This window comes from Planococcus sp. SE5232 (assembly GCF_050686535.1).
Lineage (GTDB): Bacteria > Bacillota > Bacilli > Bacillales_A > Planococcaceae > Planococcus.
Map to the genome: position 1 here is coordinate 1,507,684 of NZ_JBOGCP010000001.1, position 13,444 is coordinate 1,521,127.

12 protein-coding genes are annotated in these 13,444 nt (G+C 46.1%); all 12 read left to right on the forward strand.

Going from position 1 to position 13,444, the window contains the following annotated elements:
* Positions 1 to 54 precede the first annotated feature (54 nt).
* The 12 genes from ACRC6Q_RS07045 (at position 55) to ACRC6Q_RS07100 (ending at position 13,376) form a co-directional block, all read left to right on the forward strand.
* Positions 55 to 783: a GntR family transcriptional regulator gene (locus ACRC6Q_RS07045; RefSeq protein ID WP_223633153.1), complete on the forward strand. Its 729-nt coding sequence runs from the start codon at positions 55 to 57 to the stop codon at positions 781 to 783.
* 47 nt (positions 784 to 830) lie between these two features.
* Complete coding sequence (locus ACRC6Q_RS07050) at positions 831 to 1,904, forward strand: BMP family lipoprotein (RefSeq protein WP_298828406.1); 1,074 nt, start codon at positions 831 to 833, stop codon at positions 1,902 to 1,904.
* A 164-nt stretch (positions 1,905 to 2,068) separates the two neighbouring features.
* Entirely contained in the window at positions 2,069 to 3,628 is a 1,560-nt protein-coding gene (locus ACRC6Q_RS07055) for an ABC transporter ATP-binding protein (protein WP_223633147.1), read from the forward strand.
* Positions 3,618 to 4,667 carry an ABC transporter permease gene (locus ACRC6Q_RS07060; protein ID WP_223633144.1) on the forward strand — a complete coding sequence of 350 codons (1,050 nt, stop codon included), beginning with the start codon at positions 3,618 to 3,620 and terminating at the stop codon, positions 4,665 to 4,667. The genes ACRC6Q_RS07055 and ACRC6Q_RS07060 overlap by 11 nt, the downstream gene beginning before the upstream one ends.
* 1 nt (position 4,668) lies before the next feature.
* Complete coding sequence (locus tag ACRC6Q_RS07065) at positions 4,669 to 5,628, forward strand: ABC transporter permease (RefSeq protein WP_223633141.1); 960 nt, start codon at positions 4,669 to 4,671, stop codon at positions 5,626 to 5,628.
* A gap of 752 nt (positions 5,629 to 6,380) precedes the next feature.
* Positions 6,381 to 7,655, forward strand: coding sequence for an EF-P 5-aminopentanol modification-associated protein YfmF (gene yfmF / locus ACRC6Q_RS07070; protein WP_223633138.1), 1,275 nt, complete (start codon positions 6,381 to 6,383; stop codon positions 7,653 to 7,655).
* Entirely contained in the window at positions 7,648 to 8,949 is a 1,302-nt protein-coding gene (gene yfmH, locus ACRC6Q_RS07075; RefSeq protein WP_431466114.1) for an EF-P 5-aminopentanol modification-associated protein YfmH, read from the forward strand. Before yfmF ends, yfmH begins: the two co-directional genes overlap by 8 nt.
* Positions 8,946 to 9,665: an elongation factor P 5-aminopentanone reductase gene (ymfI, locus tag ACRC6Q_RS07080; RefSeq protein ID WP_431466115.1), complete on the forward strand. Its 720-nt coding sequence runs from the start codon at positions 8,946 to 8,948 to the stop codon at positions 9,663 to 9,665. The genes yfmH and ymfI overlap by 4 nt, the downstream gene beginning before the upstream one ends.
* A 117-nt stretch (positions 9,666 to 9,782) precedes the next feature.
* Positions 9,783 to 10,583: a YmfK family protein gene (locus ACRC6Q_RS07085; protein WP_142826530.1), complete on the forward strand. Its 801-nt coding sequence runs from the start codon at positions 9,783 to 9,785 to the stop codon at positions 10,581 to 10,583.
* 17 nt (positions 10,584 to 10,600) lie between these two features.
* Entirely contained in the window at positions 10,601 to 11,470 is an 870-nt protein-coding gene (locus tag ACRC6Q_RS07090; protein ID WP_223633128.1) for a helix-turn-helix domain-containing protein, read from the forward strand.
* Between the two features lie 49 nt (positions 11,471 to 11,519).
* The gene (gene pgsA, locus ACRC6Q_RS07095; protein WP_223633125.1) at positions 11,520 to 12,098 is read left to right on the forward strand and encodes a CDP-diacylglycerol--glycerol-3-phosphate 3-phosphatidyltransferase; all 579 of its coding nucleotides are present in this window, start codon (positions 11,520 to 11,522) and stop codon (positions 12,096 to 12,098) included.
* A 24-nt stretch (positions 12,099 to 12,122) separates the two neighbouring features.
* Positions 12,123 to 13,376, forward strand: a complete 1,254-nt coding sequence (locus tag ACRC6Q_RS07100; protein WP_223633122.1) for a competence/damage-inducible protein A — start codon at positions 12,123 to 12,125, stop codon at positions 13,374 to 13,376.
* Positions 13,377 to 13,444: the final 68 nt, after the last annotated feature.

Consider the following 13,444-nt stretch of genomic DNA (forward strand, 5'->3'; position numbering starts at 1 on the left):
TAGTAGGAATGTTTTACATCAGATGTCTGATCTCTGTCATGGGTGGTGAATCGTATGACAATTAAATCGGATCATCGTGCTTTGTACCTTCAAGTGATCGATCGGATGAAACAGGATATTGCTGCGGGCGTCTACAAAGAAAAAGAGAAGTTGCCGTCCGAATTCGAATTATCGAAAACACTGGGAGTCAGCCGTGCGACTTTACGAGAAGCGCTTCGGTTGTTGGAAGAAGATAATATCATCGTCAGACGCCACGGAGTCGGGACATTCGTCAACTCAAAACCATTGTTTTCTTCAGGAATTGAACAATTGACGAGCGTTTCCGACATGATCCGCCAGGCAGGAATGGAACCCGGTGCCATCTATTTGAGCACGTCGGAGAGCCTTTCGTCTGAAGAAGATATAAAACGCTTTCATTGCACTGCCGATGATACTGTCATTACTATTGAACGCGTCCGCACGGCAAACGGAGAGCCTGTCGTCTACTGTATCGACAAGGTGCCTTCAGATTATTTGCCTGCAGATTTTTTAGGGCGCAAGGAGAGTTCCATTTTTACAGCGATTGAAGAATCAGGGGATATTCATATTGCCTATGCGGTGACATTTATCGATCCGACCGGCTATCATGAAGATGCTTCGCCAATCCTGGAATGTGAACCGGAAACAGCATTACTGGTATTAAAACAGCTCCATTACGATGAAGACGATCGATTGGTGCTTTATTCAAAGAATTATTTCAGAGCTGATAAATTCAGCTTTCATGTGGTTCGCAAACGCGTGTAAAACATCAAATTCCTGCTAATATCAAAAAAACCTTGGGGGTTATTACATTGACAAAACGTAAATTTGGTCTAGGTTTATCATTGATGCTTGCTGCTGGTACTATGCTTGCTGCATGCGGAAGCGAAGAAGATACGTCAACTGGCGAAACTGGCGGGGGAGAAAGCACAGAAGAAGCTTCTGATTTCTCTGTTGCAATGGTTACAGATGTCGGCGGTGTGGATGATAAATCCTTCAACCAATCTGCTTGGGAAGGAATCCAGCAATTTGGTGAAGAAAATGGCCTTGAAAAAGGCGATGGCGGCTTTGATTACCTTCAATCTGCGTCAGATGCGGATTACAACACGAACCTGAACAACTTGATTCGCCGTGATTTTGATGTTGTTTTCGGTATCGGATTCCTGATGGAAGGTGCTGTAGCTGAAATCGCTGAACAGCAGCCTGAAGCTCAAATCGCGATCATTGATGCTGTAGTAGATGCTCCAAACGTTGCAAGTGTCCTGTTTAAAGAGCAGGAAGGCGCATTCCTTGCGGGTGTAGCAGCAGCTCTAATGACAGAAACAAATAAAATCGGATTTGTCGGCGGAATGGAAATTCCGGTAATCGAGCGTTTTGAAGCAGGATTCCTTGAAGGGGTTGCGACTGTTGATGATTCAATTGAAGTCGATGTTCAATACACAGGGGCTTTTGATAAAGCGGAATTAGGTAAAACAACTGCAAACCGTATGTACTCTGCTGGAGCGGATATCATTTTCCACGCTGCAGGCGGTACTGGAAACGGAGTATTCACTGAAGCAAAAGAACGTAAAGAAGCAGATCCGGAAGCAAACATCTGGGTTATCGGTGTCGATGCTGACCAATACGATGAAGGCCAAACTGGCGATGCCAATGTTACCTTGACTTCGGTATTGAAGCGCGTCGATACAGCTGTAATCAATATTTCTGAACAGGCAATGGCAGGCGAATTCCCAGGCGGCGAAACCATCACTTACGGTTTATCTGACGATGGTGTAGGCCTTGCAGATTCACGTGGAGCAATCCCTGAAGATAAGATGGCGCAAATCGAAGAATACAAGCAACAAGTTATCGATGGCGACATCACTGTTCCTGAAACAGTAGAGTAAAAGCAAGTCTAATACGGTCATCATAAGGACCGGTTTAACCGGTCTTTATGATTTTTTTTTGCCTATTGGCTGAAAATTAATAGACGAAAGGCTTTTGGCAACAGAAGTCTTTCTTGTATTAATTAATTTTCAAGAAGTCAGCAGTTCTTAGGGGAGTGACAATAGTGGAGTATGTAATCGAAATGCTGAATATCCGTAAAGAGTTCGGTACATTTGTCGCCAACGACAATATTACACTGCAACTGCAAAAGGGAGAAATTCATGCATTATTAGGGGAAAATGGCGCAGGGAAATCGACATTGATGAACGTCTTATTCGGTTTGTACCAACCGGAAGGCGGAGAAATCCGGGTTCGTGGCAAGAAAGTCGATATTGCCAATCCGAATGTTGCCAATGATCTTGGAATCGGGATGGTTCACCAGCATTTCATGTTGGTCGAAAACTTTTCGGTCACTGAAAACATCATTTTGGGCAGTGAACCAACAAAGTACGGTATCACCAATAAAAAGGATGCTGCAAAAAAAGTTCAGGCGCTGTCTGAGCAGTATGGATTGAATGTTGATCCTTATGCCATCATTGAAGACATTTCAGTGGGGATGCAGCAGCGTGTCGAAATATTGAAGACTTTGTACCGTGGAGCTGAAATCTTGATTTTTGACGAGCCGACGGCTTCATTGACCCCTCAGGAAATCACAGAGTTGATTCAAATCATGAAGCGGTTGATTGCAGAAGGCAAGTCCATTATTTTGATTACGCATAAGTTAAAGGAAATCATGGATGTTTCTGACCGGGTGACGGTCATCCGTAAAGGCCAGGGAATCGGCACGGTCATCACAGCGGAAACCAATCCGAACGACCTTGCGTCATTGATGGTCGGCCGCCAGGTGGAATTCACTACGGTTAAAGGACAGGCATTCCCTGGTGAAGAGATCTTGGATATTAAAGATCTGGTGGTCCAGGATTACCGCGGTATCGAGAAAGTGAAAAGGTTGAATTTGAACGTCCGTAAAGGTGAAATTGTCGGAATTGCAGGAATTGATGGCAACGGACAATCCGAATTGATCGAGGCGATAACCGGCCTCCGTAAAGTGAAGAGCGGCACAATTTTTATAAATGGGAAAGACGTCACCAATATGAAACCTCGGAAAGTGACGGAAGCTGGAGTTGGCCATATTCCACAGGATCGCCATAAACATGGCCTGGTATTGGATTTTCCGGTTGGTCATAATATTTCCCTTCAAACGTATTACACAAAACCAATTTCCAAATCTGGCATTATCGATTACAACAAAATAAACGAAAAAGCATTACAGATCATCAAAGATTTTGATGTTCGGACGCAAGGCCCAGGAGAATTGGCTCGTTCACTATCGGGGGGCAATCAGCAAAAAGCCATCATCGGCAGAGAAGTTGACCGGGATCCAGATCTGTTGATTGCGGCATTGCCGACAAGAGGCTTGGATGTCGGAGCCATCGAGTTCATCCACAGCCGTTTGATTGAACAGCGCGACAACGGAAAGGCCGTCCTGCTGATTTCTTTTGAACTGGACGAAGTCATGAACGTTTCAGACCGCATTGCGGTAATCCATGACGGTGAAATTGTGGATATCGTGACACCGGAAACCACCAGCGAACAGCAATTGGGCTTGCTGATGGCGGGTCACACAGACAACAAAAAAACACAGGATTTGACAAAGAAGGGTGAGGATCAGCATGTCGAATAGAGCGACAAATCTTCTGGTCCCCATCATTTCCGTTATTTTAGGGCTATTGGTCGGTGCAGTCATCATGCTGGTCAGTGGATATAGTCCAGTGGAAGGCTATGCTGCTCTTTGGAACGGGATTTTTGGAGACATGTATACGATTGGCGAAACGATTCGCCAAATCACCCCTTATTTATTAGCTGGTCTAGCGGTTGCTTTTGCGTTCCGTTCAGGTCTTTTCAATATCGGGGTGGAAGGGCAATTGATTGTCGGCTGGTTTGCTGCGGCGTATGTCGGAGTAGCTGTCGAATTGCCGAAAATCATCCACTTGCCATTAGCCATTATCGCAGCAGCGGTAGCGGGAGCTTTGTGGGGCTTTGTACCAGGCCTTTTGAAAGCGAAGTTCCATGTTCATGAAGTAATTGTCACCATCATGATGAACTATATCGCTTTGCATGTAACGAATGCGTTGATCCGGACCGTTTCTGACGGCGGAGACCGCACAGAAAGCATTTTTGCAAGTGCTTCCCTGCGCTCAGAGTTCTTGGAGAACTTGACGGAATTTTCGCGTCTGCATTTTGGAATCATCATTGCTTTGGTCATGGTCGGTGTTATGTGGTTCATCCTGGAGAAAACAACGCTTGGATTTGAGCTGAAAGCTGTTGGCTTCAACCAGAACGCCTCGCAATATGCAGGCATGAACGTCAATAAAAACATCATTCTCGCCATGGTCATTTCAGGTGCGTTCGCCGGATTGGGTGGCGCGATGGAAGCGCTTGGAACGTTTGAATACGTTTCTTCCAAAGGCGGATTCACCGGAATCGGGTTTGACGGGATCGCGGTTGCCTTGCTTGGCATGAATACGCCGCTGGGTGTCATCTTCGGTGCTACTTTGTTCGGTTCCTTGAAATATGGAGCTTTGAACATGCCGAACGCTGCGGGTATTCCAATCGAGATTGTTGAAATCGTTATAGCAGTTATTATCTTTTTTGTAGCTTCAGGCTACATCATTCGCTTGCTGCTGCTCCGTGCTTCAGCTAAGAAGAAGGAGGCGAAGTAATATGAGTTTCCTTGACGTCCTATACTTCATCATTCCTTCAGCCATATTCTATGCTGCACCCCTTATTTTGGTAGCCATCGGCGGCGTGTTCTCGGAAAGATCGGGAGTCGTCAACATCGGCCTTGAAGGGCTGATGGTCATCGGTGCATTTGTCGGAATTTTGTTCAACTTATTGTATGCCGATACTTTCGGCGCAGCCACTCCTTGGATATCATTGATCGCGGCTATGGTTGCGGCATTGCTGTTATCTTTACTGCATGCTGTTGCATCCATTTCATTCCGTGCAGATCAGGTGGTATCCGGTGTTGCCATCAACTTATTGGCGATTGCGCTATCTTTATACCTGGTGAAAAGAATTTTTGACAAAGGGCAGACAGATTTTATCACCGAGCGCTTTTCGCGCTACAATGTTCCGTTCCTTTCGGACATACCGGTTATCGGTCCTTTATTTTTCACCTCTGTTTACAACACATCGTTCTTCGCGATTGCCATTGCCTTTGTAGCATGGTTCATCATCTACAAAACGCCGTTCGGCTTGCGCCTGCGTGCTGTAGGTGAGCACCCGATGGCTGCAGATACGATGGGGATCAACGTAACGAGAATGCGTTATATCGCAGTTATGATTTCCGGGGCGTTAGCGGGAATCGGCGGTGCGATCTATGCACAGACCATCACCAATGATTTTGGGCATGCCACAATCAACGGCCAGGGCTTCATGGCGCTGGCAGCAATGATTTTTGGTAAGTGGCATCCGCTTGGCGCCATGGGAGCCGCCTTATTCTTCGGATTTGCACAATCCTTGAGTATCGTCGGATCATCCATCCCTTATATCCAAGAGATTCCGAACGTTTTCCTATTGATTTTGCCTTACGTTTTGACGATCTTTGCACTCGCCGGATTTATTGGACGTGCAAATGCACCGCTGGCAAACGGAAAACCATATATCAAAGGACAACGATAAGCTATTTGAAAGAGCCGTCATTGCGACGGCTCTTTTTGTTTGCATAAGGGAGTGGGGGCATTCGCTTTTCTGTTGTCCAGCTGCAGCGATCAGCCCCTCGGGGTCATAAGTTTCTCTGGCAATGCGGCTGAAGAAATGCCGCACAGCCAGAGTGCCTTATGCCTGTCGGGGCTAGACGATCGCTTTCGCTTTTCTGTTGTCCAGCTGCAGCGAACAGCCCCTCGGGGTCATCAGTTTCTCTGGCAATGCGGCTGAAGAAATGCCGCACAGCCAGAGTGTCTTATGCCTGTCGGGGCTAGACGATCGCTTTCGCTTTTCTGTTGTCCAGCTGCAGCGGCCAGCTCCTCGGGTCATAAGCCTCCCTGGCTGCGTGGCAAAGAACGCCACTTCGCCAGTGCGTCTTATGCCTTTCGGAGCTTAACAGGCCGCTTTCGCTTTTCTATTGTCCAGCTCCGGTGCCCAGTCCCTCGAGGTCGCTTCGGACTTTCCGCCAATGGCAAAAAAACGCCATTACCGGAAAGCCCTCCAGCGCTTGTCGGGACTAAAACGGGCACCTGCGCTTTTCTTTATGTCCAGCTCCAGCGGCCAGATTCTAGGGTCATAAGCCCCCTGGCTATGTGGCAAAATGCGCCACTTCGCCAATGCATCTTATACCCGTCAAATCTAAACGGGCCGCTCTCGCTTTTCTTTATTTGCAATTAACGGAAAAAGTTCGGTATAGTTAGTACATGAACGACGAGAGGGGATTCCAAATGTTTGAAACAATCAACATCGCCAAAGGTGTTAATGTACATGTTAATGAAACGACACAGTTTAAAACGATAAATTTTTCAATTAAATTCAAAGATAGACTGACCAAAGAAAAAGCGTCAGCACGCTCGATTCTGGCAAACGTACTGCAGCATAGCAATGAGGTATATCCTTCGCATACTGCGCTCCGTATGGTACTGGATGACCTGTATGGAACGTCTCTATACATAGATTCTTCAAAACGGGGCAATGAACATGTGGTGACATTGAATGTTGAAACGGTGAATGATCAGTATCTTTCGGAAAAAGGCGTTCTTGAAAAAGTGCTGAATTTGATGTATATCGTCCTGTTCAAACCTAATTTTGAACATGGTTTATTTAAAGAGTCTATATTTGTGCGGGAAAAAAATGCCATTGTGCAGCGTATCGAATCGGTTTTTGATGAGAAAACACGTTATGCCCAGCAGCGTATGATGGAATTGGCCTTGCCCAACCATCCGGCTTCCATTACATCAAACGGCACAATTGAAGATGTAGAAAACGTCACCAATGAACAATTGGTTGCGGAATACAAAGAAATGCTGACACAAAATGAAATTGAAATCTATGCAGTGGGCGATGTAAAGCCAGAGATGATCGCTTCACATATCCGCGATTTCTTCCACTTCAAAGATCGGGAAAAGGCAATTGCCGCGCCTCCACTGGAATTGGTTAAACCTGCGCAATCACATGTCCTTGAATACGAAGACATGAAGCAAGGCAAGCTGCATATGGCATTCTTTACACCGATTACATTCCGCGACGAAAAATTCCCGGTCATGCAGTTGATGAATGGGGTTTTTGGCGGTTACGCACATTCGAAGCTGTTTGTGAACATCCGTGAAAAAGAAAGCATGGCCTACTATGTGTCCAGTTCTTTTGCTTCGCAATTCGGTTTGATGTTTGTATTGGCTGGCATCGATTCGAAATTGGAAGAAAAAGCTGTGGCCTTGATTTTGGAACAATTGGAAGAAGTCAAAAAAGGGAATATTTCCGATATCGAACTTGACCAGACAAAAGCGTTATTGACGAATCAACTAAAAGAAGCTTTGGATTCAGCTCGCGGCCAGATCGATATCTATGACCAGTACATGGAATTGACTGATTCATTTGAACCCGAATTCATGATCAACAGATGGAAAAATGTGACGAAACAAGACATTGCGGCTGTAGCTCAGAAGCTGTCTTTGGAAATGACGTATTTCCTATCAGGCAAGGAGGACGAAAAAGATGCATAAAGTTGAATTTGACCAATTGGAAGAAACGCTTTTTCATGAAAAGCTGGACAATGGCCTGAACGTATACATTTTGCCGAAAAAAGGATTTTCTAAAACGTTTGCGACCTTCACGACCAAATACGGTTCGATCGATAACCATTTTGTGCCTCAAGGCGAAACCGAACCAATTAAAGTACCGGATGGCATCGCCCATTTTTTAGAGCATAAAATGTTTGAAAAAGAAGAAGGGGATGTTTTCCAGGAGTTCAGCAAACAGGGAGCTTCTGCAAACGCCTTTACTTCGTTTACGCGGACGGCCTATTTATTCTCAGCAACTGGTGAAATCGATAAAAACGTTAAAACCTTATTGGATTTTGTCCAAAGCCCTTATTTCACGGAAAAGACCGTCGAGAAGGAAAAAGGCATCATTGCGCAGGAAATCACCATGTATGACGACCAGCCGGATTGGCGTCTGTATTTCGGCATCATTGAAAATCTCTATGAGAAACACCCGGTGAAAATCGATATTGCGGGAACGGTAGAGTCGATCCAGGACATTACGGCAGAACATCTATATACGTGCTACAATACTTTCTACCATCCGTCCAACATGGTTTTATTCATCGTCGGCAACGTCGATCCGGACCAAATGATGAAATTGGTGAAGGAAGACCAGGCGCAGAAAACATTTGAGGAACCGACAGAAATCAAGCGCATTTACCCTGATGAGCCCAAGGAAGTAGCAATCAAGGAACGCGTGCTGGAAATGAGTGTCCAGAAGCCTAAAGTGTTCTACGGTGTAAAACCGGAGAAATTGGATCTGATCGGACCGGATATGCTGAAGCATGAATTGGCTGCTCAATTAGCTTATGAATTGCTGTTCGGCCGGACATCTGACTTTTATCACCACGCCTATGAAAACGATTGGATCGACGAATCCTATTCGTTTGACTATTCACTGGAAAGTGGTTTTGGTTACGCTTTGATCGGCTCTGATACCCACAAACCGGAAATCCTGATAAAGGAAATCAAACACACACTGCAAAATGCGATTGAAAAATGGCCTTTTGGACAGGAAGACCTTGACCGGGTCCGCCGCAAGAAAATCGGCTTTTTCCTGAGAGCGTTGAATTCTCCGGAATATATCGCCAACCAGTTTACTCATTATGCGTTTAATGAAATGAATTTGTTTGATGTTGTACCTGTTTTGGAAAGTCTGGAAGTGGCCGATCTGCAAAATGCATTTGCATTAGTGAGCCACGAATCCCAACAATCCGTCTTTACCATCATGCCTCCGGCAAAGGATGCACAGTGAAACGGTTTGCTGTCCTGTTAGGGGCTTCGGGAGAGATTGGCGAAAGCATCGCATTGCAGTTGGCGGAGAGCGGCTGGTCCCTCTACCTCCACTGGAACACCAATCCGGCAGAGGCGCTTGCGCAGCAATTGGCGAAACAATACCCTGCGCAGGAATTCATCTCTGTGCAGGCTGATTTTACCGATGAAGCAGGAGCGCAGCGGCTTGCTGGAAATGTTTACGATGCAAGCTGCATCATCGTTGCCAGTGGCCAATCGCTGCAGAAGATGCTGATTGACACGACTGAGCAGGATATGGAAGCGTTGTGGCGCGTACACGTAAAAAATCCGATTTCAGCAATCCGGTCAATATCCCCATTTTTTCATCGTCATCAGAAGTCTTATGTTGTCTTTATTTCTTCTATATGGGGCGAGACCGGGGCTTCCATGGAGACCATGTATTCGGCTGTCAAAGGTGCCCAATTGGCGTTTGTCAAAGCCTATGCCAAGGAGATGGCACCATCCGGAACGCGTGTGAACGCTATAGCACCCGGATTTATACGGACAAAGATGAACGCCTCCTTTTCTGCGGAAGAGCTGGAGGAAATTGAAGAAGAAATTCCATTAGGACTGGGAACTCCCCAGGACATAGCCGATGCTGTCGATTTTCTGGTCGGTGGAAAAGCGGACTATATGACAGGCCAAACACTGCGTATCAATGGTGGATGGCTGATATAAGAGGAGTTTAGAGCTTTTCCTCTATCTATATGCCCCTTTTCCAACAGCGGCAAATCAGCTATCATATTAACTAGAGATTCCTTAAGGGAACCCATATGGAGAAAGGTCGGATAGTGTATGAAAGAATGGTATTTCGAATACGAAATTCAAGTCAACCGTCCGGGCCTGCTTGGCGATATCGCTTCTCTGCTGGGAATGCTGCGGGTGAACATCGTGACCATCAATGGCGTGGACCAGGGCCGACGCGGAATGCTGCTGCGGGCAGAACACGATGTCCAGCTGGAGCGTTTTGAACAGATCCTTTCAACAATTGAAACGATTGCCGTGACGAAGTTCCGTGAACCGAAGCTGCGCGATATACTGGCAGTTCGGCATGGCCGGTATATTCAGCGGGATGCTGACGATCGCAAAACCTTCCGCTTTGTGCGGGACGAATTGGGTCTGCTTGTTGATTTTATGGCAGAAATCTTTAAGCAGGAAGGCCATAAACTTGTTGGATTAAGAGGCATGCCACGTGTCGGCAAAACCGAATCGATTGTAGCGGCAAGCGTCAGTGCCAATAAAAAATGGATTTTCCTGTCCTCAACGATGATTAAGCAGACTGTCCGCAACCAGTTGATGGGAGACGAACACAATGCCAACAACATCTTCATCCTGGATGGCATCGTTACACGCCGCTCGGCAGATGAACGGCATATGCAATTGGTGCGGGAGATGATGCGCATGCCAACGATCAAAGTTGTGGAGCATCCCGATAAGTTTGTAGAGCAATCTGAGTACAGTATTGATGATTTTGATTATATTATTGAATTACGCCACCATCCGGAAGAGAAAATCACCTATGAAGTGCTCGAAAAAAATACTTTCATGGATGAAAAATCACAAGGGGATATGTTTGGAGACGGATTCAACTTCTAAGTAGGCAGGTGATCGTTTTGAGTGAGTTGGGTGCTCGGCTGAAACAGGCCAGAATCGCCAAAGGATATAGTTTGGAAGATTTACAGGACTTGACTAAGATACAGAAGCGGTATTTGGCTGGTATAGAAGATGGCAACCACAGCATGATGCCCGGAGCGTTCTATGTGCGCGCTTTTATCAAGCAGTACGCTGCAGCGGTTGGGCTGAATGGCGAGGAATTACTGGATCAGTACAAAACTGAAATGCCGGCTAACGAACCTGCTGCTCAAAAACAAATGCCGAGTACTCTAACTTCCAGAAGCCGGTCGGTAAGTAGAACTGCTCCGAATGAAGCGTATGCCGAATTTATCCCTAAAGTTCTGGTCGCCTTGTTTATTGTGCTGATTCTTGCTGTCGCCTGGTATTTTTACAGTGCCTCGACAAACATCGATACGGCAAATACTCCGGTGGAGGAAGAAGATGGCGTTCCGTATGAAGAACCTGTTGTTTCTGTGCCGGAACCCAGGGAAGAAGAAGCTGCAGAAGAACCGGTGGAGGAGCCTGCAGAAGAACCTGCAGAACCAGAAGCCGTTCTGTCTGTAGAAGAGACGCAAGGAGAAACAACGACTTTTTCATGGCAGGGCCCCGCAGAGCGTCAGCTTGAAATAGCTGCGAGCGGTCCATCCTGGATTGCGGCCACAGACGAGAACCAAAACGAGCTGACTTCTGAAGCGCGTGTTATGCAAGCCGAAGAAACTGAAACAATTGATTTATCGGAAGTGGAAACCGTTCGTTTGCGCATCGGTGACTATTCGAATATTGCACTGACGTTGAATGGTGAACCGATCGAGTATACACAACAGCTTCAACCCCAAAATATCGTTATTCAATTTACGGACGCCGAATAGCCATCTTTGGATGGCTATTTTTCTTGAAAGTTTGAAAGGAGAAACAATAATGAACATACCAAATCAGATCACCATTTCGAGGATTTTATTGATACCAGTATTTATGGTGATCATGCTAGCCGGCTTTGACTGGGGGACAATGAGGCTTTTCGGAGCTGATATGCCTGTCACCCATTTTGTCGGAGGACTTATTTTTATCTTTGCTTCCTTGACGGATTGGGTCGATGGTTACTATGCCCGCAAATACAATCTGGTTACAACATTCGGGAAATTTTTAGATCCATTGGCTGATAAGCTCTTGGTTTCAGCTGCATTAATTATTTTAGTGGAGCTTGGCTTTGCAGCATCATGGATCGTCATCATCATCATCAGCCGTGAATTTGCGGTTACCGGCTTGCGTTTAGTCCTTGCAGGCGAAGGGGAAGTCGTTGCTGCCGGAGGCCTTGGCAAAATCAAGACCACTGCACAAATTTTAGCGATTGCTGCATTGTTGCTGCATAATACTATTTTCACTCTTGTTGGATTACCGTTCGGCGAAATTATGCTCTACATTGCCTTAATCTTTACAGTTTGGTCTGGATGGGATTATTTCTATGCCAATCGCCGCGCATTAATGGCTTCAAAATAGGCTTTTACAAAGGGGATTGAACAAATGAACGCAGAAATCATTGCGGTAGGTTCGGAACTATTATTAGGACAGATCACAAATACGAATGCCCGTTTTCTATCCAATCACTTGGCAGAGCTTGGCATCAATGTTTACTACCATACTGTGGTGGGAGACAATGCCGACCGACTGGAGGGTGCGATAACGATTGCGGAAAGCCGTGCTGACTTGATCCTGTTCACTGGAGGGCTAGGGCCGACAAAAGACGATTTGACGAAAGAATCCATTGCTCGCCATCTGGATACGACACTTGAAAGTAACCAGGAAGCACTGGATTCGATTGTCGCTTTTTTTGAGCGCGCAGGACGTCCGATGACTGAAAACAATAAAAAACAGGCACTAGTGCTGAAAAACAGTGATGTCCTCGTCAACCATAATGGAATGGCCCCGGGTATGATGTATAAAAAAGATGAACGTGTCTACATACTGCTGCCCGGTCCGCCAAAAGAAATGGAGCCGATGTTCCAATTTGAGGCGAAACCGAAACTGGCACATTTATTGAATAAAGCGGATGTCATCCTTTCGCACGTTTTGCGTTTTTACGGTATTGGCGAAGCGGAGCTTGAAGACCGGCTGCACCATATTCTCGACAAGCAGACCAATCCAACCATCGCCCCTTTGGCTGCTGATGGCGAAGTGACGCTGCGCATTACAGCTAAAACCAATACGACAGAAGAAGCTTGGCAATTGATCAATGGCGCCAAAGACGAAATTTTGGGTTTAGTAGGCGATTATCTTTATGGCTATGACAATGATTCCTTGGCTTCCAAAACGATTGAGCTGTTAAAAGAACAAGGCAAAACGATTTCAGCAGCGGAAAGTTTGACAGCTGGCCTGTTTCAGTCTGAACTGGCTTCTGTTCCAGGAGCAAGCGCCGTTCTGGCAGGTGGTGTCATTACCTATAACGAGGAAATGAAGGTTCATCAGCTTGGCCTGTCTTCTGAGTTACTGGCGGAGTATGGAGTGGTCAGTGAACAAACAGCACTGGCGATGGCAGAAGCTGTGAAGGATAAGTTCAAAACTGATATCAGCGTTTCATTGACAGGTGCAGCAGGTCCCGATGCTCATGGCGATCAGCCGGCAGGGACTGTATGGATCGGAATTGCTGCGGATGAAGGATCTCAATCTTATCGTCTCCAGTTGTCAGGAATGCGCAATACCAATCGTTTGCGTGCCGTCAAATTGGCGTTGCATTACGTGATCCGGACTTTAACTGATGAAGATGCACGCAAAATTTAATTTTGCGTGTTTTTTCATACCCAAAAATGGGGAATGCCATTAATAGGGCGTTTAAAAATTCGTTTTGA